The sequence below is a fragment of the Streptomyces malaysiensis subsp. samsunensis genome (genome assembly GCF_024519315.1).
Classification (GTDB): Bacteria; Actinomycetota; Actinomycetes; order Streptomycetales; family Streptomycetaceae; genus Streptomyces; species Streptomyces malaysiensis.
In genome coordinates this window covers 1-22,069 of sequence record NZ_JANIIC010000041.1, presented here as the reverse complement: position 1 = coordinate 22,069, position 22,069 = coordinate 1, and the positions used below count along the sequence as shown (strand labels likewise).

General features: G+C 72.6%; 15 protein-coding genes. 7 read left to right on the top strand and 8 right to left on the bottom strand.

Translation table 11 applies throughout. From position 1 onward, the window contains the following. Window positions 1-793: 793 nt before the first annotated feature. Both disA and radA read right to left on the bottom strand, forming a co-directional pair. Window positions 794-1,852 carry a DNA integrity scanning diadenylate cyclase DisA gene (gene disA, locus NQU54_RS30105; RefSeq protein WP_069873662.1) on the bottom strand — a complete coding sequence of 353 codons (1,059 nt, stop codon included), beginning with the start codon at window positions 1,850-1,852 and terminating at the stop codon, window positions 794-796. A 528-nt stretch (window positions 1,853-2,380) separates the two neighbouring features. Next, a complete protein-coding gene (gene radA / locus NQU54_RS30100) occupies window positions 2,381-3,805 on the bottom strand; it encodes a DNA repair protein RadA (RefSeq protein WP_257633800.1) in 1,425 nt (474 codons plus the stop codon). 200 nt (window positions 3,806-4,005) lie between these two features. On the opposite strand from radA, the gene NQU54_RS30095 reads away from it, so the two are divergent. After that, window positions 4,006-5,718, top strand: a complete 1,713-nt coding sequence (locus NQU54_RS30095) for a BACON domain-containing protein (protein ID WP_257633799.1) — start codon at window positions 4,006-4,008, stop codon at window positions 5,716-5,718. An 877-nt stretch (window positions 5,719-6,595) separates the two neighbouring features. On the opposite strand, the gene NQU54_RS30090 is transcribed toward NQU54_RS30095, so the two are convergent. Next, the gene (locus NQU54_RS30090; protein WP_372506084.1) at window positions 6,596-7,441 is read right to left on the bottom strand and encodes a DUF3109 family protein; all 846 of its coding nucleotides are present in this window, start codon (window positions 7,439-7,441) and stop codon (window positions 6,596-6,598) included. A gap of 218 nt (window positions 7,442-7,659) precedes the next feature. Here NQU54_RS30090 and NQU54_RS30085 point away from each other — a divergent pair, with 218 nt between their 5' ends. From NQU54_RS30085 to ilvD, 4 genes are all read left to right on the top strand, one after another. After that, window positions 7,660-8,589: a Ppx/GppA family phosphatase gene (locus tag NQU54_RS30085; protein WP_257633797.1), complete on the top strand. Its 930-nt coding sequence runs from the start codon at window positions 7,660-7,662 to the stop codon at window positions 8,587-8,589. 96 nt (window positions 8,590-8,685) lie between these two features. Then, window positions 8,686-9,531 carry a sugar phosphate isomerase/epimerase family protein gene (locus NQU54_RS30080; RefSeq protein WP_257633796.1) on the top strand — a complete coding sequence of 282 codons (846 nt, stop codon included), beginning with the start codon at window positions 8,686-8,688 and terminating at the stop codon, window positions 9,529-9,531. After that, window positions 9,528-10,157: a TetR/AcrR family transcriptional regulator gene (locus NQU54_RS30075; RefSeq protein ID WP_174885640.1), complete on the top strand. Its 630-nt coding sequence runs from the start codon at window positions 9,528-9,530 to the stop codon at window positions 10,155-10,157. Before NQU54_RS30080 ends, NQU54_RS30075 begins: the two co-directional genes overlap by 4 nt. Window positions 10,158-10,388: 231 nt before the next feature. Further along, window positions 10,389-12,239, top strand: coding sequence for a dihydroxy-acid dehydratase (gene ilvD / locus NQU54_RS30070; RefSeq protein ID WP_257633795.1), 1,851 nt, complete (start codon window positions 10,389-10,391; stop codon window positions 12,237-12,239). Here the strand turns inward: ilvD and NQU54_RS30065 are convergent. Next, window positions 12,223-14,475 carry a serine/threonine-protein kinase gene (locus tag NQU54_RS30065; protein ID WP_306279202.1) on the bottom strand — a complete coding sequence of 751 codons (2,253 nt, stop codon included), beginning with the start codon at window positions 14,473-14,475 and terminating at the stop codon, window positions 12,223-12,225. The genes ilvD and NQU54_RS30065 overlap by 17 nt on opposite strands. A gap of 72 nt (window positions 14,476-14,547) precedes the next feature. Further along, the gene (locus NQU54_RS30060) at window positions 14,548-16,860 is read right to left on the bottom strand and encodes a serine/threonine-protein kinase (RefSeq protein ID WP_257633793.1); all 2,313 of its coding nucleotides are present in this window, start codon (window positions 16,858-16,860) and stop codon (window positions 14,548-14,550) included. 147 nt (window positions 16,861-17,007) lie between these two features. Between NQU54_RS30060 and NQU54_RS30055 the strand changes: the two genes are divergently transcribed. After that, entirely contained in the window at window positions 17,008-17,370 is a 363-nt protein-coding gene (locus tag NQU54_RS30055) for an SH3 domain-containing protein (RefSeq protein ID WP_186000247.1), read from the top strand. Between the two features lie 110 nt (window positions 17,371-17,480). On the opposite strand, the gene NQU54_RS30050 is transcribed toward NQU54_RS30055, so the two are convergent. Both NQU54_RS30050 and NQU54_RS30045 read right to left on the bottom strand, forming a co-directional pair. Continuing rightward, window positions 17,481-19,019: a SulP family inorganic anion transporter gene (locus NQU54_RS30050; protein WP_257633792.1), complete on the bottom strand. Its 1,539-nt coding sequence runs from the start codon at window positions 19,017-19,019 to the stop codon at window positions 17,481-17,483. Between the two features lie 178 nt (window positions 19,020-19,197). Then, a complete protein-coding gene (locus NQU54_RS30045; protein WP_257633791.1) occupies window positions 19,198-19,584 on the bottom strand; it encodes a hypothetical protein in 387 nt (128 codons plus the stop codon). Between the two features lie 322 nt (window positions 19,585-19,906). Here NQU54_RS30045 and proC point away from each other — a divergent pair, with 322 nt between their 5' ends. Next, entirely contained in the window at window positions 19,907-20,716 is an 810-nt protein-coding gene (proC, locus tag NQU54_RS30040) for a pyrroline-5-carboxylate reductase (RefSeq protein ID WP_069873493.1), read from the top strand. Window positions 20,717-20,769: 53 nt separating this feature from the next. Here proC and trpS read toward each other — a convergent pair whose 3' ends face one another. Further along, entirely contained in the window at window positions 20,770-21,789 is a 1,020-nt protein-coding gene (trpS, locus tag NQU54_RS30035) for a tryptophan--tRNA ligase (RefSeq protein ID WP_257633790.1), read from the bottom strand. Between the last annotated feature and the right edge of the window lie 280 nt (window positions 21,790-22,069).

Here is a 22,069-nt window from a genome sequence, read left to right as displayed (position 1 = left end):
CCGGACCGTGACGCCTGCGGCGGCCTGCTCCCCTACCCGCCCCTCCCCGAAACCGGAGCTCCGCCCCGGACCCCGCAGCCGGAGCCCCGCCCCGGGGCCTGTGGCCGGGGTTGCGGCCGGGGGCCTGTGGCCGGGGTTGTGCCTCGGGCTCCGTAACTGGGGTTGTGGCCCAGGATCCCGTGGCCGGGGTTGTGTCTCGGGCTCGTAGCTGGGGCTCCGCCCGGGGCCCCGTAGCCAGGGTGCGCTAGGGCTCTGTAACTGGGGCTGGCCCCTGGGCCTGTGGCCGGGGTTGTGTTCCGGGGCCTGTGGCCGGGGTTGTGTTCCGGGGCCTGTGGCCGGGGTTGCGTCCCGGGCTCTGTAACTGGGGCTGGCCCCGGGGCCCGTGGCCGGGGCTCTGTAACTGGGGTTGCGCCTCGGGGCCTGTGGCCGGGGTTGCGTCCCGGGTTCCGTAACTAGGGCTGCGTCCCGGGCCCCGTGGCCGGGGTTGCGTCCCGGGCTCCGTAGCTGGGGCTCCGCCCGGGGCTCCGTGGTCGGGGTTGTGCGTCGGGCTCCGTAACTGGGGCTGGCCCCAGGGTCCGTAACCGGGGTTGCGTCCCGGGCTCCGTGGCCGGGGCTGCGGCGCAGGCTCCGTGGCCGGGGCTGCGGCGCGGGGGCCGTGGCTGGGGCTGCCCCCTCCTGTGGCGCCGCCGCATGGTAGGGCTTTGGGGTCCAGGGGCGGAGCCCATGGTTACGGGAAGGGGCGGGGAGGGGAAAGACCCACCGCGCACCCCACAGACGTACGGCGCGCCCAGAGCTAGACGTACCGCTCCAGGATGGACGACTCCGCCAGCCGCGACAGCCCCTCGCGGACCGAGCGCGCCCGCGCCTCGCCCACGCCATCCACCATCTGGAGGTCGTCCACGCTCGCCGCCAGCAGCTTCTGCAAGCCCCCGAAGTGCTCCACGAGCCGCTCGATGATGGCGCCCGGAAGCCGCGGCACCTTCGCCAGCAGCCGGAAGCCGCGCGGCGAGACCGCCGAGTCGAGGGTCTCGGGCGAGCCGGTATACCCCAGCGCCCGGGCCACGATGGGGAGTTCGAGCAGCTCGGCGTGGGTCAGCCGGTCCAGCTCGGCGAGCGCGTCGGTCACCGTACGGGTGCGCTTGGCGGTCGGCTCGGGGACGTAGTCCCGCACCACCAGCTCACGCTCCGGCTCCACGCCCGCGATCAGCTCGTCCAGCTGGAGGGAGAGCAGCCGGCCGTCGGTGCCCAGCTCGACCACGTACTCCGCGATCTCGGTGGCGATGCGGCGGACCATCTCCAGCCGCTGTGCGACCGCGCTCACATCCCGGACGGTGACCAGGTCCTCGATCTCCAGCGCCGAGAGCGTGCCCGCCACCTCGTCGAGGCGGAGCTTGTAGCGCTCCAGCGTGGCCAGCGCCTGGTTGGCGCGGGACAGGATCGCCGCCGAATCCTCCAGGACCCGCCGCTGACCGTCCACATACAGCGCGATCAGCCGCATCGACTGGCTGACCGAGACCACCGGGAACCCGGTCTGGATGGAGACGCGCTGCGCGGTGCGGTGCCGGGTGCCGGTCTCCTCGGTGGGGATCGCCGCGTCGGGCACCAGCTGCACCCCGGCCCGCACGATCTTGGTGATGTCCTTGTCGAGGACCAGCGCGCCGTCCAGCTTGCACAGCTCGCGCAGCCGGGTCGCGGTGAACTCGACGTCGATGACGAAGCCGCCGGTACACAGCGACTCGACGGTCTTGTCGGTGCCGAGCACGATCAGCCCGCCGGTGTTTCCCCGGAGAACGCGCTCGAGGCCGTCGCGCAGCGCCGTGCCGGGCGCGACCGCGCTCAGGGAGGCACGCATCAGACCGTCGGCCTTGCCGGGTGCCGTTGCCCGGTCGCCTGCTGCCACTGCACTCCTCCGTCGCAAGGTCTGTCGGTGCCACGAGTCGCCCTGCCATGCCGATGCGCGAGGCCACGTATGGGCGAGACCAGGGCAAAGTCTACCGGCGGCCACCGGCCTCCCGTGGGGTCTCCCGGCGTACGCCCGTAGCCGTGAAGCGGAGTGTGACTCCCCCTGGGCCGCGCGCCACCCGGCTCGCCACCCCCTGCCGCACGCCTTCACCAGCGCACTCGGCTGTGCGCTCGGCCATGCTCCCGCGGGTGCTCCGACGGTGCCTCAGCCACGGACCGCCGCCTCGGCCGAGGGCCGCCACCTCGGACACGGCCCGCCACCGCCACCTCGGACACGGCCCGCTACCACCGCTTCGGACACGGTCCGCCACCATCGGCTCGGACACGGCCCGCCACCTCGGACACGGACATGGCCCGCTGCCTCAGCCACCGTTCGTCTCAGCCGCAGCCGCAGCCTCAGCCGCAGCCACCGTTCACCTCAGCCATTGCCCTCTGCTTCCGCCCGCGCCTTTTCGCCACGCTCCCGCCGCCGCGGCAGCACCCGCAGCGCGTCCCCGATGTCCGCGACCTCCAGCACCCGCATCCCGTCCGGTATCCGGCCCGGATCGCCCGGCACCAGGGCGTGGGTGAAGCCGAGCCGGGCCGCCTCCGACAGCCGCCGCTGTACGCCGGTGACCCGCCGGACCTCGCCCGCGAGCCCCACCTCGCCCACCGCCACCAGGTTCTTGGGCAGCGGGGTGTCACTGGCGGCGCTGGCCAGCGCGAGCGCCACCGCGAGGTCCGCGGCGGGCTCGGACAGCTTCACCCCGCCCACCGTGGCGCTGTAGATGTCCCGTTTGCCCAGCGCGCTGATCCGGCCGCGCTGCTCCAGCACGGCGAGCATCATCGAGACCCGGGAGGTCTCCAGACCGGAGGTGGTGCGGCGGGGGGAGGGGATCTGGGAGTCAACGGTGAGCGCCTGCACCTCGGCCACCAGCGGCCGGCGGCCCTCCAGGGTGACCGTCAGACAGGTGCCCGGCACCGGCTCGTCACGGCGGGTGAGGAACAGCCCGGAGGGGTCGGCGAGCCCGGTGATGCCCTCGTCGTGCAGCTCGAAGCAGCCGACCTCGTCCGTCGCCCCGTAGCGGTTCTTCACCCCGCGGACCAGGCGCAGCCGGGCGTGCCGGTCGCCCTCGAAGTGCAGGACGACATCGACCAGATGCTCCAGCAGCCGGGGCCCCGCGATGGCGCCGTCCTTGGTGACATGGCCCACGAGCAGGGTGGACATCCCGCGATCCTTGGACGCGCGGATGAGTGCCCCGGCCACCTCGCGCACCTGAGCCATCCCGCCCGGCGCGCCGTCGATCTCGGGCGAGGCGACGGTCTGCACCGAGTCCAGGACCAGCAGCGAGGGCTTGACCGAGTCGAGGTGGCCGAGGACCGCGGAGAGGTCGGTCTCGGCGGCCAGGTAGAGATGGTCGCTGAGCGCGCCGATGCGGTCGGCGCGCAGCCGCACCTGGCTCGCCGACTCCTCACCGGTGATGTAGAGCGTGCGGCGCTCCTCGGAGGCGGCCTTGGCCGCCACGTCCAGCAGCAGGGTGGACTTGCCGACCCCGGGCTCCCCGGCGAGCAGCACGACGGCGCCGGGGACCAGCCCGCCGCCGAGCACCCGGTCGAGCTCGTCCACGCCCGTGGTCCGCGCGGTGGCCTGACGGCCGTCCACCTGGCCGATGGGCACGGCGGCGGAGGTGACCCGGCCGGGCGTGGTGGTCCGCACCGCGGGCGTCCCGTACTCCTCGACCGTGCCCCACGCATGGCATTCCGGGCAGCGGCCGAGCCACTTGGCGGTGGTCCAGCCGCACTCCGTACAGCGGTAGGAGGGGCGGTCCTTGGCGGATGAGCGGGAGGAGCTACGGGCAGCCATGGCGTAACGCTAGCGTCGGCCGCCGACAGAGCCGAACGGCGCTGGTGACGGCACCGCCGGAGGGCGCCAGGGCGCATAGCAGGTTGCGGCCACCGGGGTGGGACACCTGTCCCCTTATGAGGGAGATGGTCACCCGTAAGGGTTAAAACAGCGCAAGTGGCGCGAGGAAGTCTGCATCATCCGCCTACCGTCACCGGGTGATGAGCAGCAGGTCCGAGCACTCGACACAGCCCACCGGCGCACAGCGGGGGCGGCGCCGTGCGCCCCGCTCCACCACCACCCGCCCCCAGCGGCCTCCCGAACGCTATGAGCCGTATCTCGACGGCCTGTTCACCTACTGCCTGTCGGCCCTGTGCGAGCACGACGCCGCCGCCGTCGCGGTGGGGGATGTGCTGGCGGTCGCCGAGCGCCGCCCCGGCCGGGGGCGCGGCCGGGTGAACGAGGCGGGCGAGCTCTCCCGCCCCTGGCTCTACGCGGTCGCCCGCTGGGCCTGTCTGCGCAAACTGGCCGAGCGCCGCGGCCGTTCGGGGACGGACACCCCGGGCGACGGCGACGAGGCCGGGCTGCCCGAGCCCATCGCCGCTCAGCGCCGCCGCGAACTGGCCGCGCTGGCCTGGCCGGAGGCCGCCGGGACCACCGCCGAGCAGCGCGAGGCGCTCGAGCTCGCGGTGCGCCACCGGCTGGGCCCCTCCGAGGTGGCCGCCGTGCTCGGCAAGGACCGGGAGGAGACCCGCGCCCTGCTCTCCAGCGCCGCCTGCGAGGTCGAGCGGACCCGCGCCGCGCTCGCCGTCGTCGAGCTCGGCCACTGCCCGGTCGTCGCGCGGCTCGCGGGCGACACCCAGGTGCTGCTCTCCGCCGCCCTCCGCCGTGAGCTGGTGCGCCATGTGGACGACTGCCGCGAGTGCCGCCGGATGGCCGAGCGCGCCACGGCCGACGGGCCCTGGCCCGGTACGGCCGCCGCGCCCGCCGCGCTGCCGGTGGTGGAGGCCCCCCGCGCCGCCGTGCACGCCGCGATGCTGAGCGCGCTCGGCGGGCGCCCCGCCCGCGTGGGCGCCGGGCCGCGGTTCGACCGGCGCGGCTTTCCCCTGGAGCCCCAGGACCGGGCCGCTCGCCGTAGCCGGATGCGCAGCCGCGCGATGACCACGACGGTGGTCGCCGCGGTCGTGGCGGCCCCGGTGCTCGCGCTGTGGGCCGCCTACCGGGGCGCCCCGCTCGCCGGTGACGAGCGCGACACGGACTCCGTGGCCGCCGCCGACGTGGACGGCGCGGACCAGGCCCCGGCCGGTCAGGACCGGCCCGCCCGGCGCTCGTACGAGCAGACCGGCAGCGCGCAGGACCGTTCCGGCACCCGGATCGGCTCCGGGCCGCGGAGCACCAGGGCGGGCCGGGGTGCGTCGGATGTGTCGGTCGAGGTCCTCGGCGCGGATGGCGCGGTGCGGCGACCGGGCCACAAGGGCGGCGGCGCCTCGCACCATGACGGCTCCCCGGCCGGTGGCGGCCGCCCCGGGGACGGCTCCGGACCCTCCCGGCCGGTCCCCGGCCCTGGACGGCTCACGGTCACGGCACACCCCGAGGGCGAGGTGACGGTCATCACACTCACCGCGTCCGGCGGCGCACCGGTCCACTGGTCGGCCTCCGCCGGGGCGTCCTGGCTCCGGCTGAACCACGCGTCCGGGGTGCTGCGGCCCGGCGACTCCAGCACCATCACGGTCTCGGTGGACCACGGCCGGGAACCGGCCGGTCACTGGAGCGCACGGGTCTCGGTGGACCCGGCGGGCGCGGTGGTGCGGATCGAGGGCCGCGGCACGGCCCCCGACCCCACGCCCACCCCCACGGACCCCTCCGGCGACCCGACCTCGGCACCGGGCAACCCCTCGCCCACGCCCCCCGACGCCCCCGCCGCGAAACGCTGAGCCACGGCCCGGGAACGTCGGCTGACGGCGCTGACGGCGCTGACGGACACGACACGCGCGTCGGCGGTTGGCGGCGGGGGCGCGCGTCGGGGGTTGGCGGCGGGGCACGCGTCCGCGGTTGGCCCGGACGTGCGCCGACGGATGGCTCGGAGGCGACCAGCGGCGGCCCGGAGCCGTCGACCGGCTGCCCGGGGGCGTCGACCGGCTGCCCGGCCCGCTCGACCTCGGCAGACCCGACCACCTCGACCGGCGGGCCGCACACGCCGACCGGGGGCCCGGACGCGTCGGGTACGCGGACAGGACGCGCCGGTGGGCGGGCTGGACGCGCCGGTCGGCGGACTGGACACCGGTCGGTGGTGCCGAAGGGCTGGGCATGAGCGGCGGCGAAGTCCCGCCAGTGGCGGCGCACGCCGACCGGTGGGCAGACACAGGACCGGCCATTACGTCGACACGGCCGTGTCAGTAGACCGGATCGGCCGGGTCCGCCGGGCTCACCGGAGCGGCCGGACCGGTGGGGTGAGGGGCGCGGCCGGATCGCTCGTGTCAGCCAGCCCCACCCGCCGCAACGGCCCCTTCGGCCAGGCTCACCGGAGCGGCCGGACCGGTGGGGTGAGGGGCGCGGCCGGATCGCTCGCGTCAGTCCGTCCCATCCGCCGCAACGGCCTCTTCGGCGGGTTCGCTGGATGGGCTGATCGGTGGGGCGGCCCGGATCGCCCGCGTCCGTCTGCCGCGTCAGCCGGGTCCGCCAGGTTTGCCGGGTCGGCCGGACTGGTGAGGCCCGACGCGGCTGGATCGCTCGCGTCAGTCGGCCCCTTCCGCCGGGTCCGCCGGATCGACTAGGCCGGTGGGACTGACTGACGCGAGCGATCCAGCCGCGTCAGTCAGTCCCACCCGCCGGGTGTGCCGAATCCATCGGACCTCTCGGATCCGCCGGGTGCGGCGCCAGCAGCGGCAGCGAGGACGCCATGCGCTGCTCGCACAGCTCGACCAGCCGGTCGTAGCCGCCCTTGCCCATCAGCTCCGTGAGTTCCGGCCGGTACGAGCGGAACACCGGCTCCCCGCCGCCGTGCGCCGAGGTGGCCGACGTGCACCACCAGTGCAGGTCGTGGCCGCCAGGCCCCCAGCCGCGCCGGTCGTACTCGGCGATGGTGATCCGCAGCACCCGGGTGTCGTCCGGCCGGTCGATCCAGTCGTAGGACCGGCGCACCGGCAGCTGCCAGCAGACGTCCGGCTTGGTCTCCAGCGGCTCGCGACCCTCCCGCAGCGCCAGGATGTGCAGTGCGCAGCCCGCGCCGCCCGCGAAGCCCGGCCGGTTCTGGAAGATGCACGAGCCCTTGTGGCGCCGGGTCTGCCGTTCGCCGTCCTCGTCCTCCTGGACCCACCCCGAGGCGTGCCCCTCGTCGTGGAACTGCCAGATCTTCGGGGTCAGCCGGGCCATATGGCGTCCGACCCGCGCCTCGTCGTCCTCGTCGGAGAAGTGCGCGCCCAGCGTGCAGCAGCCGTCGCTGGCCCGCCCCGCCTGGATGCCCTGGCAGCCCTGGCCGAAGATGCAGGTCCACCGGGAGGTCAGCCAGGTCAGATCGCATCGGAAGAGCTGTTCGTCGTCGGCCGGGTCGGGGAATTCGACCCAGGCGCGGGCGAAGTCAAGACCGACCTCGTCCTCGGCAGCCCCGGCCCCGGCCCCGGCGCCCTCGGCCCCGGCGCCCCCGGTCCCGGCATCCACGGCCTCGGACGTGGTCGGCTCCTTGGCCGCCCACTCCAGGGCGTTCTTCCGGCCTTTGTCCCGCTTCGCCTTTTTCGTCTTTGCCACGGTGCAAGGGTAGGCGGCCGACCGGCGAAAAGCCGAAGGTGGGGACCGCGTACACACGGCGGCGCTGCCGCTGTGCGAGATCGCGGGGGACCTGTGCATGACACCAAGGCGGGAGCAGTAGCGTTCACGTCATGAGACTCGGTGTCCTCGACGTGGGTTCGAATACAGTTCATCTGCTCGTGATGGACGCCCACCCCGGCGCGCGCCCGCTGCCCGCGCATTCGCACAAGGCCGAACTGCGGCTGGCCGAACTCCTCGACGGGGACGGGGCCATCGGCCCCGAAGGTGTCGACCGCCTGATCGCGGTGGTCATGGAGGCGCTGGAGGCGGCCGAGGACAAGGGCGTCGAGGACGTTCTGCCGTTCGCGACCTCCGCCGTCCGCGAGGCGTCCAACGCCGATGAGGTCCTGGCCCGGGTCACCGAGGAGACCGGGGTACGGCTCCAGGTGCTCAGCGGCGCGGACGAGGCGCGGCTCACCTTTCTGGCCGCCCGCCGCTGGTTCGGCTGGTCCGCGGGGAAGCTGCTGGTCCTGGACATCGGCGGCGGTTCGCTGGAGATCGCGTACGGCATGGACGAGGAGCCCGACGCGGCGGTCTCGCTGCCGCTGGGGGCCGGCCGGCTGACCGGATCCTGGCTGCCCGGCGACCCGCCGGACACGGCCGACGTACGGGCCCTGCGGCGCCATGTGCGGGCCGAGATCGCCCGGAGCGTCGGCGATTTCAGCCGTCATGGCGCACCGGACCATGTGGTGGCCACTTCCAAGACGTTCAAGCAGCTGGCCAGGATCACCGGCGCCGCGCGCTCCGCCGAGGGGCTGTACGTGGAGCGCCGGCTCACCCGCCGGGCGCTGGAGGAGTGGGTGCCCAAGCTGGCCGTCATGTCCACTCAGGAACGGGCCGAGCTGCCCGGGGTCTCCGAGGGCCGGGCCGGGCAGCTCCCGGCCGGGGCGCTGGTGGCGGAGGCCGCGATGGATCTGTTCGGCGTGGACCAGCTGGAGATCTGCCCGTGGGCGCTGCGCGAGGGCGTCATCCTGCGCCGCCTGGACCATCTGCCCACCTGACCATGGAGCGTGACCGGGGCCGGAAAGCGGCGGCCGTTCGGCCGCGAAGGCCGCCGCGGTTCGGTTGCGGAGAGCAGCCGCCGTACGCTGTCCCTCGTGACAGAGCCAGTGGTGCGCATCCCGGATGCGAAGGTCGCGCTGTCCACAGCCTCGGTCTATCCGGAGTCGACGGCGACGGCCTTCGAGATCGCGGCACGCCTGGGCTACGACGGCGTCGAGGTCATGGTGTGGACCGATCCGGTCAGCCAGGATATCGAGGCACTGCGTCGGCTGTCGGACTACCACCAGGTGCCGATCCTCGCCGTGCACGCCCCCTGTCTGCTGATCACCCAGCGGGTCTGGTCGACCGACCCGTGGGTGAAGCTCCAGCGGGCGAGGGCGGCCGCCGAGAAGCTGGACGCGTCCACCGTCGTGGTCCATCCGCCGTTCCGGTGGCAGCGGACCTACGCCCGCGAGTTCGTCCGCGGAATCTGGCGGATGGCCGATGAGACCGATGTGCGGTTCGCGGTCGAGAACATGTACCCGTGGCGCTACCGCGACCGCGAGATGCTCGCGTACGCCCCGGGGTGGGACGTCACCAAGGACGACTACCGCCACTTCACGATCGATCTGTCGCACACCGCGACCGCCCGTACGAACGCGCTGGAGATGGTGGACCGCATGGGCGACCGGCTGGCCCATCTCCACCTCGCCGATGGCCAGGGCTCCAACAAGGACGAGCACCTGGTGCCAGGACGCGGCACCCAGCCCTGCGCCGAGCTGCTGGAACGGCTCGCGACCACCGGTTTCGACGGCAATGTGGTCGTCGAGGTCAACACCCGGCGTGCCATGTCCACGACCGAGCGCGAGGCCGATCTGGCGGAGGCCCTGGCCTTCACCCGGCTGCACCTCGCCTCGCCGACCTCGGCCAACCCGCCGAGCAGGGTGGTGCCCGGTTCATGACCCCCGCCGCATCCGGGCCCGCCACGGGCCCGCGCAAGCGTGGCCGCCCGGCCCGTACCAGCGCCTCCGAAGGCCCCGCGGCCCGCGACCGGATCCTGACCGCGGCGCGCGGCGAATTCGCCGCGCGCGGCTACGACAAGACCTCGATCCGCGGTATCGCCAAGGCCGCGGAGGTGGACCCGGCCCTGGTTCACCACTACTTCGGCACCAAGGAGCAGGTCTTCGAGGCGGCCATCGAGCTGATCCTGGCGCCCGCCATGGGCACCCCGGACGCGGTGCACGGCAGCCGGGAGGGCGCGGGCGAGCGGATGGCCCGCTATATGTTCGGCATCTGGGAGAACCCGGTCAGCCGGCCGCCCATGCTCGCCGTGATGCGCTCCGCGCTGACGAACGAGACCGCCGCCGCGGTGCTGCGCGGCATGATCGAGCGCCGGGTGCTGCTGCGGATGGCGGGTGAGCTGGACGTCCCGAGCCCCGAGTTCCGGGCGCAGCTGGCGGCCGGCCATCTCATCGGGATCGCGATGCTGCGCTATGTGATCCGGATGGAGCCGATCGCGTCGGCGGCGGTCGACGACATCGTGGCCATGGTGGGGCCCACCATCCAGCGCTATCTGACCGAGAGCTGATCGAGGGCCGACGGCGGACAGCCGCTGATCGAGAGCCGACGACGGACCGGGCCGTTGATCGAGGCCCGACGACGGACCCGGCCGCTGACCCAGCGCCGTTCCCCCGCTCCGCACAGTGACCCGGCCGTCTCTGGATCCGGACGGACCATCCGGATCCGTGGACACAGGCGTAGTCTCAGAAGACTCTGATCCGATTCGCATGACGCACGTACTACGAGGGAGCCGAGCACCGTGCCCGAGCTGAGGTCTCGCACCGTCACCCACGGCCGAAACATGGCGGGCGCCCGCGCCCTTATGCAGGCTTCCGGCGTAGCGCGCGAGGACTTCGGCAAGCCGATCGTCGCCGTGGCCAACAGCTTCACCGAGTTCGTGCCCGGCCACACCCACCTCCAGCCGGTCGGCCGGATCGTGAGCGAGGCGATCCACGCGGCGGGCGGCATCGCGCGCGAGTTCAACACCATCGCCGTGGACGACGGCATCGCCATGGGCCACGGCGGGATGCTCTACAGCCTCCCCTCCCGCGACCTGATCGCCGACTCCGTGGAGTACATGGTCGAGGCCCACTGCGCCGACGCGCTGATCTGCATCTCCAACTGCGACAAGATCACGCCCGGGATGCTGATGGCCGCGATGCGGCTCAACATCCCGACCGTCTTCGTGTCCGGCGGCCCCATGGAGGCGGGCGAGGCCACGCTCGTGGACGGCACCGTCCGCAAGCTGGACCTGGTCAACGCGATCTCGGACGCGGTCAACGAGAGCGTCTCGGACGAGGACATCCTCCGTATCGAGAACAACGCCTGCCCGACCTGCGGCTCCTGTTCCGGCATGTTCACCGCCAACTCGATGAACTGCCTGACCGAGGCGATCGGCCTCTCCCTGCCGGGCAACGGCTCGGTGCTGGCCACCCACACCGCCCGCAAGGCGCTCTACGAGACCGCGGGCCGCACCGTCGTGGAGATCACCAAGCGCCACTACGAGCAGGACGACCACACCGTGCTGCCGCGCTCCATCGGCTCCCGCGCCGCCTTCGAGAACGCCATGGCGCTCGACATCGCCATGGGCGGCTCGACCAACACGATCCTGCATCTGCTGGCCGCCGCCCAGGAGGCCGGTCTCGACTACGACCTCGAGGACATCGACGAGGTCTCGCGGCGGGTGCCCTGTCTGGCCAAGGTCGCCCCGAACGTCGCCCCCGGCGGCACGTACTACATGGAGGACGTGCACCGCGCGGGCGGCATCCCGGCGATCCTCGGCGAGCTGTTCCGCGGCGGGCTGCTGAACGAGGACGTCCACTCCGTGCACAGCGCCTCGCTCGCCGACTGGCTCAAGACCTGGGACGTGCGCGGCGGTTCGCCCTCGGCCGAGGCCGTCGAGCTGTGGCACGCGGCCCCCGGCTGCAAGCGCTCCGCCACCGCCTTCTCGCAGTCCGAGCGCTGGGACTCGCTGGACACCGACGCCGCGGGCGGCTGCATCCGCGACATGGAGCACGCCTACTCCAAGGACGGCGGACTCGCCGTCCTCAAGGGCAATCTGTCCGTCGACGGCAGTGTGGTGAAGACCGCAGGCGTGGACGAGTCCATCTGGACCTTCGAGGGCCCCGCCGTGGTCTGCGAATCCCAGGAGGAGGCCGTCGAGCGGATCCTGGGCAAGCAGGTCAAGGAGGGCGACGTCGTCGTCATCCGCTACGAGGGCCCCAAGGGCGGCCCCGGTATGCAGGAGATGCTCTACCCCACCTCCTTCCTCAAGGGCCGCGGCCTGGGCAAGGCGTGTGCGCTGGTCACCGACGGCCGCTTCTCCGGCGGCACTTCGGGTCTCTCCATCGGCCACGCCTCGCCGGAGGCGGCGTCCGGCGGCACCATCGCCCTGGTCCAGGACGGCGACCGGATCCGCATCGACATCCCCGCCCGCTCCATCGAACTCCTGGTGAGCGAGGAGGAGCTGGCGGCCCGCCGCGAGGCGCTCGGCGGTGTCTACGCCCCGAAGAACCGCGAGCGCAAGGTGTCCACCGCGCTGCGCGCCTACGCGGCGATGGCCACCAGCGCGGACAAGGGCGCGATCCGGGACGTCAGCCTCCTCGGCTGACGTCGGACCCGGCCGCCTCCACGCTGTCGAACCCATAGACCGTGGTGAGGGCGTCCCCGTTCAGCGTCAGCTCGGCGGGGATGCCACCGGGGTCGGTGCGCGCCTCGCCCCGCCACAGCACCCGGCCGTCCCCGCGGTCCAGCGCGATCACCCGGCCCGCGGCGGTGCCCAGATACAGGGCGTCCCGGCGCCCGGACACCACGGGCGGGCCCAGCCACTCCACCTGCGTCGCCCTGCTCCACAGCCGCTTTCCGGCCGTGCTGACGGCGGTGACCTCGCCGTTCTGCCGTACGAAGTAGAGCGTGTCGCCCACCAGAGTGGGCGTGGTCTGCCGGGCGGAGAGCCCCGGGGGCAGCTTCACCCGGCGCTCCCGTCCGCCGTCCGTGCCGAGGAACAGCAGATCGGTGTAGTCGTCGCCGCGCTCCTCCAGATAGAGGAGGTCGCCCGAGCGCTCGGCGAGGAATGAGCCCGAGCCGAGCGTGGCGATCCGCTCGGGCGCTCCGGTGGTGGGGGAGAGGGCGTAGAGCCGGTTCGGGGTGTCCGGGTCGCCCCGGTCCTCCACCGGTCCGCAGTCGGCGAGGGGGCGCCCGGCCACCACATCGGGGCCGCAGCTCAGCCCGTGGGCGATCCGGCGCGACCAGAGCGTGCCGCCGGTGCGCACATCCACCGCCTGGAAGGTCTCCTCGTCCCAGCTCTGGGTGAGTACGGCGTGGTGGCGCCCCCGCTGGAACACCGCCCCCTGGTACGAGCTGCCGATATCGGTCTTCCAGACCCGCTCACCGTCACGGGTGCGGTAGCCCTCCAGCCGGGTCGTGCCGTCCGACTCCTCCACGGTGCCCAGGACGAGACCGTCGGCCACCCCTATCAGGTCGCCCGGCTTCGTCGGCCGCTGCCAGGCCACCCGCCCCCGGGCGTCCAGCCGGGTGAGGGTGACCCCGGAACCGCCGCAGTACAGATCCGTGCCCGAGGCCAGACAGCGGCGGCCGGTCAGCCCGCTGACCGTGCGCGGAGTGCCGTCGACACGGGTCATGACATCGCCGCCGGACTTGGCGAGCGTGCGCTGCCAGGGGCGCCATCCGGAGGGGAGCGCGGGGTTCGCCGAGGATCCGGTGGTGGGGCGGGCGTCCGGCCCGCCACCGGGTCCGGATCCGGCACGGAGGACGACGATCGTCCCCACGACGGCGGCGACCAGGCCCGCGGCCGCCGCGGCGGCCACCAGGGGGCGGCTCCGGAGCGGGGGACGGCGCGGCGCACGGCCGACTTCGGTGGGTACGGCATCGGCCTCGTCCGTGCCGCGATCACCGGTGCCGTCCGGGTTCGTACCGCCCGCGTTCGTGCTGTCCGAGCCCGCGCCGTCCGTGTCCGTACCGTCCGTGTCCGTACCGTCCGCGTCCGTACCATCTGTATCCGTACCGTCCGCGTCCGTATCGTCCTCGGGCAGCCTCCCCAGCCGCTCCAGCAGCTCGTCCAGCACGGGGCGCGCGGATGGATCCTTGTCCAGGCAGTCCGCGACCGCGTCACGCAGCGGCCCGGTCACCGCGTCCAGCTCCGGCGGCTCGTACACCACCTGATAGGCCGTCATATACGGGCTGTCCGCGTCGAACGGGCTGTGGCCCGTCGCCGCGTACACCACCACCGTCGCCAGCGAGAACACATCGGACTCCGGGCCCACCTCCCGCGGATCGCGCAGCTGCTCCGGCGACATGAACGGGGGCGTGCCCATGACCCGGCCCGTCATGGTCAGGGTCTGGTGGTCCGCCGCCCGGGAGATGCCGAAGTCGATCACGCGGGGGCCCTCTTCGGACAGCACGATGTTGGCCGGTTTCAGATCCCGGTGGACCACACCCGCCCGATGGATGTCCCGCAACGCCTCGACCAGCCCGATCGCCAGCCGCCGCAGCTCGGCACCGCGCAGCGGACCGTCCGCCGCGACCCGCTCGGCGAGGGTGTGCCCGCGCACGTACGAGGTCGCCATCCACGGCAGTACGGCATCGGGATCCGCGTCCACGACGGCCGCGGTGAACGCTCCGCTGACCCGCCGGGCGGCTGCCACCTCCTGCCGGAACCGCACCCGGAACTCGTCGTCGTCGGCGAACTGCTGATGCACCACCTTCAGCGCCAGCCGCCGCCCCGACCGCGACCGGGCCAGATACACCGTGCCCATACCGCCGCGGCCGAGCCGCCGCTCGAGTGCGTAGCCTCCGATGGACTCCGGGTCCCCGGCGCGCAGTGCCATTTCCGTCTCCCCCACCGACCCACGATCGGCGGTCACCTTAGGCCCGATTCGCGCCGGAGGCCGGGTCGTGGCTCACCAACCGGCCGGATTGCGCCCGTCCACGGCGAAGACCGTGCCGTCCGGGGCCGTCGCGAAGACCTTGCCGTCCGCCACCACCGGTGCCGCCATCAGGTCCAGGAAGCCGCGACCGGCCGCGCCCCCGCGCGAGCGGGTCTCGCCGATCACTTCGCCCCGCTCGGCGTCCACGGCCAGCAGCCGGCCGTCCGCCGCCGAGAAGTACAGCCGGCCGTCCGCCGCCACCAGGGGCGAGGCGTTGGCCACCGAGGTCTCCAGGCGCCAGCGCTGCGCCTTCGCCGAACCCTCGCGCGCGGTGTCGACCGCCACCAACCCGCCGTCCGCGCCCAGCACATACACCCGGTCGCCGCTGGTGACGGCGCCGGCCGCGGACACCGGCGCGGACAGCGCGACCCGCCGCTCCGCGCGCCGCTCAGGGTCGTAGCGGACGACGGCGGTGGTACGGGTCCGGCTGTCCGACTCGGTCAGCAGCAACGTTCCGCCAGGGCCGCTCCCGGCCGGGGTGAGGTGGCCGTCGAGCGAGGCGTGCCAGCGCGTCGTGCCGCGCACCGCGTCCACCGCCGTGACCAGCGTGTGCGAGCCGTCGCCCGCGGTGGTCACGGCGTACGCCGTGCGGCCGTCGCCGTACGAGAAGAAGACGGGCCGGGCGTGGCCGGGCAGCGGATGGCTCCAATGCTCCTTGTTCGTCGCGCCGTTCACCGCCGTGACCATGCCGTCCGGCGCGGCCAGCAGCACGGTGTCACCCGAGGAGTAGACCCCGCCCTCGTAACCGGACACATCACGGCTCCAGCGCACGCGGTGGGTCGTGGGGTCGAGCGCCCGCAGCCGCCCGCCGTCCGGGGACACCGTCCGCACCAGACCACCGGAGAACACGGGAGCGGAGATCGCCTCGCCCTCGCCGGGGCGCCCCGCCGCGGACGGCCGCGACCAGACCACCCGGCCGTCGTCCGGATCGACCCGGGCGGCCTCGACACCGCGCCGGGAGCAGTACAGCGCGTCCGCTCCGTACGAGCAGAACGCGGGCCGCGCCCCCGAACCCGCGGACTTTCCGGCATCCAGCCCCGTGGTCCAGGGGCGCCACGCCTCCGTGGTCGCGGCGCTGATCCGCGGCCGGCCGCCGCCGGAGGAGTCCGTGTCGTCGAACGGGCGCAGCGCGACGGCCGTGCCCGCCGCGCTGAGCAGCACGGCGGCCGCGAGCCCGGAAAGGGTCCACCGCCGAATGCCCCGGCGCCGCGTCCCCGGCTCGTCCGGAACCAGCCCGTCCGCCGCCGATTCGTCCGGCCCCGACCCGGGTTCGTCCGCCACCGGTTCCGGCGTGCCCTCCGCGATCCGGGGCGCCGACTCGCCGGAGGCCGCCTTCACATGCGTATCCGTGGCGCCGCCGCCGTCCCGCTCCGCGCGCCCACCCGGCAGGGAGTGCGGCTCCGGTGTCCGCTGCTGCGGCACCAGCGGAACGGGTCCGCGCGGCGCCGGCGCGTGGGGGCCGCGGACGGCGCGCAGGACCGTCATCAGGGCGTCGGGCGTGGGGCGTTCCTCGGGGTTCTTGGCCAGACACCGCTGGATCAGCGGCAGCAGCTCATCCGGCACCCCCGCCAGATCCGCCTCGTCGTGCACCACCTGGTACGCCACGATGTACGGACTCTCGGACTCGAACGGCCCCCGCCCGGTGGCCGCGTGCACCAGCACCGAGCCCAGCGCGAACACATCCACCGCCGGGCCCACCGCACGCGGCCGCTGGAACTGCTCCGGCGCCATGAACGGCGGAGTGCCGATCAACTTCCCGGTCTCGGTGCGCAGTTCGCTGTCGGCCGGCCGGGAGATGCCGAAGTCGATGACCTTCGGTCCGTCCGCCGCGAGCAGCACATTGCTCGGCTTGAGATCGCGGTGCACCACGCCCACCCGATGGATGTCCCGCAGCGCCTCCGCGAGCCCCGCGGCCAGCTGCACCGTGTCGTCCGGTGGCAACGGGCCGCTCCGCTTGACGTGTTCGGCGAGGGTCGGGCCGGGGATGTAGAGAGTGGCCATCCAGGGCCTCGGCGCTTGCGGGTCGGCATCCACCACGGGCGCCGTGAACGCGCCGCTGACCCGCCGGGCGGCCGCCACCTCCTGCCGGAACCGCGCCCGGAACTCGGGGTCTTCGGCGTACTCGGCATGGACGACCTTCACCGCGAGCCGCCGTCCCGAGGGTGAACGGGCCAGATGGACCACGCCCATGCCGCCCGATCCGAGGCGTGCCTCGAGCCGGTACTGCCCGGCGTATTCCGGATCCTCCGCTTCCGGGCCCGTCCCGGCTCTGCGCACCGGCGGCATGCCCCACCCCCGTGAATTCGGCCGCATTCGCGACTCGGCGAGCCTAGTCGATGACACGTGCGAGCCTTGTTAGCCTCCGCATGTCATGTCACTTCACACGACATGTGCACAACTTCGGAAAGAAGTTCAACGGGGGAGGGGCCGTACATGGCCATCGAAGAGACCGCGGACACCGCCGCCATCGACGGCGCGGACACGGCGAACGACACCGCGAACGACACCGCGGAAGCCACCGCGGACGCCGTCGGGATCGCCGCCGGAGCGATCACCTATCCGGTCGCGCCCGGCTATCAGGTGAACGTCCGCAGCGGGCCCGGCACCAACTACAGAGTCGTCAAGGTGCTGCCGTACAACAGCCGTGTCCCCATTCGCTGCCAGCGGCACGGCCAGAAGGTGTCGGGGCCCTACGGCACCTCGGACATCTGGGACAACATCGCCCCGGGTCAGTACGTCTCCGACGCGTATGTGAAGACCGGCAGCGACGGCTTCGTCACCGTGCCCTGCGGCTGAGCCACGGCCCGGAGCGCAGCCGGCCCCCGGTGCCGCGAGGGCGGCGCCGGGGGCCGGATGGCGGAAGGGTGGGTCCCCCGAAGAAGGGGGAGTGTCCGACGCGGGCGCCGTTAGGCCGGGACCTGCGTTTCCACGGCGGCGTCCCGCTTGACCACGGCGTTGTGCCGCTCGGTCCAGGTGGCCAGCGCCATCTCGCAGGCGTGATCCACATGGCGCAGCCCGGTCAGGTCGAGCTCCACTTGCCGCTCACGGGGCAGGCCCTCCAGCTCGTCCAGCAGCTTGGGCAGCCGCAGGAAGGTCGCGTTGCCGCGCACCCGGACGTACAGGGGCTTGTCGCCGTCCCCGTTCCCGTCCCCGTCCTCGCGCCCGCTGACCTCGACATGCACATGCGAGGTCTCCCAGGCCGTCTTGGCCACGGCCATCAGCAGACCGATGATCACGCCCTCGAACATATTGGTGATCACGATCGCCCCGGCGGTGACGATCAGGATGATCGCCTCACCGCGGTGGGTCCGCCACAGCGGCACCAGGTCCTTGGTCGGGATCAGCTTCCAGCCGGAGTGGACCAGCACACCGGCGAGCGTCGCCACCGGGATGATGCCCAGGGCAGCGGGGAAGAGCACCGCGAAGATCAGCAGCCACACACCGTGCAGCACCCGCGACGCCTTGGTCTTCGCACCGGCCTGGACATTGGCCGCGCTCCGCACGATCACCGCGGTCATCGGCAGCGCACCGAGGACACCGCACACCGCGTTGCCCGCGCCCTGCGCCATGAGCTCCTTGTTGTAGTCGGTGCGCGCACCGTCGTGCAGCCGGTCCACGGCCGCGGCGCTGAACAGGCTCTCGGCCGAGGCGATCAGTGTGAAGGCGAGCACGGTGCCGATGACGCCCACCTCGGCGAGGGCCGCGAACTCACTGCCACCGGGCGGCTGGACCGCGTCCAGCAGGCCCTTGACCTCGACCCGCGCGATCGGCAGGTCGAAGATCGCGGTCGCGGCCGTGGCGAGTGCGACGGCCGCCAGTGGCGCGGGCAGCACCTTGGCCCCCTGGCGGAAACGCGGCCACAGCACCAGCACCGCGATCGTGCCGACGCCCACGGCGACCGCCTTCAGGGCGTCCCCGGGTCCGGCCACGTCCCCGATGAGCTCCGGGATGCCGAAGATCTTGTCGAGCCCGCTGCTCGGCGCCTTGGCGTCGGCGAGCGCGTACAGCTGCCCGGCGATCAGCACCAGGCCGATGCCCGCGAGCATGCCCTGCACCACGGCGACGGAGATCGCCCGGAACCAGCGGCCGAGGCCGAGCGCGCCCATGGCCAGCTGGAGCAGTCCGGAGATCAGGACGAGGACGCCGAGCGCGGCGACGCCGTATTCCTCCACGGCCTCGTAGACCAGCACGGTCAGACCGGCGGCCGGGCCGGAGACCTGAAGGCTGCTGCCCGGCAGGAAACCGGTGATCAGCCCGCCCACGATGCCGGTGATCAGGCCGAGTTCGGCCGGTACACCTGAGGCCACCGCCACCCCCACGCACAGGGGGACGGCAACGAGGAAGACGACGAGTGAAGCGGTGAAGTCGGCGCGGAACGTACCGGCGCCGGATGAGCCTGAGGTGCCTCGGGCACCACGGAAACGGTCAAGAAGAGAGTTTCGCATGAGGGTTGCCTCCAGTGCGCCCCGTCACCGGCTCATGGGCAGGCGGGGGCACGGCATAGCGCTACGTCAGTGGGATCGATGGAATCGGTCGCTGGCGGTTGAGATCGCTAGCTGCGAGACGCGAGAAAAGCGTGGGAAAGTGCGTGGGACGGACCGCCGGGCTACGGCGGTGTAGCACTCAGCAGCGGAAGATCTGGAGGATGACGGGCAGCTCGCCCGATCTCGACACCGGAACGGCCTGCCGTCCGGTGACCGATGTGGAGATAGCGGTACGCGGCGCCGGAATACCGGCATCGCAACCGCACACACATCCGTATTTGCCGCTCGGTGTGGGAGCGGTGAGCGGGGCTCGTCCGCGAAGCCCCTTGCAGTCCACTGTTCCGTTGTCGCCATGTGCGAAGACCAATGTCTCCGAGGCCGGCCGTGGATCGGCTGCTGCGCTCACGCTGATTGCTTCGGGATGGATGACCTGCGCGGACGCGGAATCGGCCGCGATGAAGAGGGCAAGCAATACGGCTACCGCTGTCACCAGTGCGTGAGCGGTAAGCCGGACGGTCCTCACCATCGCCCCCTTCCCGTACGTATAGACAGCGACCCCCATTGTGTCCATGGGACTGTGGCCATTTGCAAGTCGATATGTAACCGACTTGTGAACACGGGGTCATCGAACAGGACTGCATCGTTCCGGGCGCCCTGGTTGGCGCTGGCGCAAAGCGCTCATCATGTCACGCCGGAGGGCGCGTAAAATTTAATTCATCGAACGACGAATAAGTAATTCGTAAGAGAGAAGGAGAATGCGCCACTCGTGCGAAGATGGCGGAGAACACACACGCACCACAGCGCGAAACCGAACAGACATACCGAACAGGCATGAGGAGAGCCGCACCATGACGGAGAAGGTCGCCGTGCTCGGCACGGGAAAGATCGGCGAAGCCCTTCTCAGCGGAATGATCCGCGGCGGCTGGTCGCCGTCCGATCTGCTGGTCACGGCGCGCCGCCCCGAGCGCGCCGCGGAGCTCCGGTCGCGCTACGGCGTCGAGGCCGTATCCAACCCCGAGGCCGCCAAGTCCGCCGACACCCTCATCCTCACCGTCAAACCGCAGGACATGGGCGCCCTGCTCGACGAGCTCGCCCCCCATGTCCCCACCGACCGGCTGATCGTCTCCGGCGCCGCCGGCATCCCCACCTCCTTCTTCGAGGCGCGCCTGGCCGCGGGCACCCCGGTCGTCCGCGTCATGACCAACACCCCCGCACTGGTCGACGAGGCCATGTCCGTCATCTCGGCGGGCAGCCACGCCACCGAGGAGCACCTCGCCCACACCGAGGCGATCTTCGGCGGTGTCGGCAAGACGCTGCGCGTCCCCGAGTCCCAGCAGGACGCCGCGACCGCCCTCTCCGGCTCCGGCCCGGCGTACTTCTACTTCCTGGTCGAGGCGATGACCGACGCGGGCATCCTGCTGGGCCTGCCCCGTGACAAGGCCCATGACCTGATCGTCCAGGCGGCCATCGGCGCGGCGGTGATGCTGCGCGACAGCGATCAGCACCCGGTCAAGCTGCGGGAGGCCGTCACCTCCCCGGCGGGCACCACCATCAACGCCATCCGCGAGCTGGAGAGCCACGGGGTGCGCGCCGCGCTGATCGCCGCGCTGGAGGCGGCCCGCGACCGCAGCCGCGAACTCGCCTCCGGCAACGGCTGACGTCTGACCGACGGCAAGGGCGAACCGCTCCGGTCAAACGGGAGCCGCCTGACTCACGCGGGCGGCAGCAGCCCGACCGCCGCATACGCCTCGTTCACCCGGGGCCGGGCCAGGTCACGCGCCCGCTCGGCCCCGGCCCGCAGCACCCCGTCCACATACGACGGGTCGGCGCACAGCTCCGCATGCCGGGCCTGGAGCGGCCGCAGCAGCTCCAGCACCGCCTCCGCCGTGGCCCGTTTCAACTCCCCGTACGAGGCGAACTCCCCGGCCAGCACCTCCGGCTTGCCGTCGGTGCACGAGGCGAGCACATCCAGCAGATTGGCCACCCCCGGCTGTCCCGTCCGGTCGTACCGCACCTCGGTTCCGCTGTCCGTGACGGCCCGCATGATCTTCTTCCGCACCACATCCGGCTCGTCGAGCAGATAGACGATGCCCGCCGTCTCCGCATGCGACTTCCCCATCTTCGACGTCGGGTCCTGGAGATCCATCACCCGCGCCGAAACCTTCGGGTTGGTGGCCCGGGGCACGGTGAAAACCGGTCCGTACCGCTGGTTGAACCGCTGCGCCAGATCCCGGGCCAGTTCCACATGCTGGGTCTGGTCCTCGCCGACCGGCACCTCATGCGTTCCGTATACGAGGATGTCGGCCGCCATCAGCGCCGGATAGGTGAGCAGCGACAGCCGTACGCTCCGCCCCCTCGCCTGCTCCCGCGCGGCCTTCTCCTTGTACTGGATCATCCGCCGCATCTCGCCGTCGGTGGCGGTGCACTCCATGAGATAGGACAGCCGTGCGTGCTCGTCCACATGGCTCTGTACGAACAGCGTGCAGTGCTCGGGGTCGAGCCCCGAGGCCAGCAGCAGCGTGGCGGCCTGCCGGGTGAGCCGCCGCACCCGCGCCGGATCGTGCTCCACCGTGAGCGCGTGCAGATCGACGACGCAGAACAGCGCGTCGGCGCGGTGCTGGTCCTCCTGGGCCCACCGGCGTACGGCACCGAGGTAATTCCCGAGGGTCAGATGTCCGCTCGGTTTGACCCCACTGAAGATCCGGCGCCGTGCCGTCTTCGTCTCTGTCATCTCTCCGCCATCTCCCGCTGTGTCGGGGCCGCCGACCCGGTCGGCCGGGCTTCTCGGAGAGGGAGATACGCGAACGGCCGCCGGAGCGGCGGCCGTGGTTGCGCATGTGTTGATGAGGCGGCCGCCGTCAGGCGGCCCACCACCGTGGGTGAACACATGCGCTCGTCATGCCATGGAGAGTACGCCCTGGCAGGGGGCTCGGCCATGAGTTTGATGGTCCTCGGGGCGTCGTGTAGTGTTCACCGGGTTGCCACGGAGCCCTACGGGGAAACGCGACAAC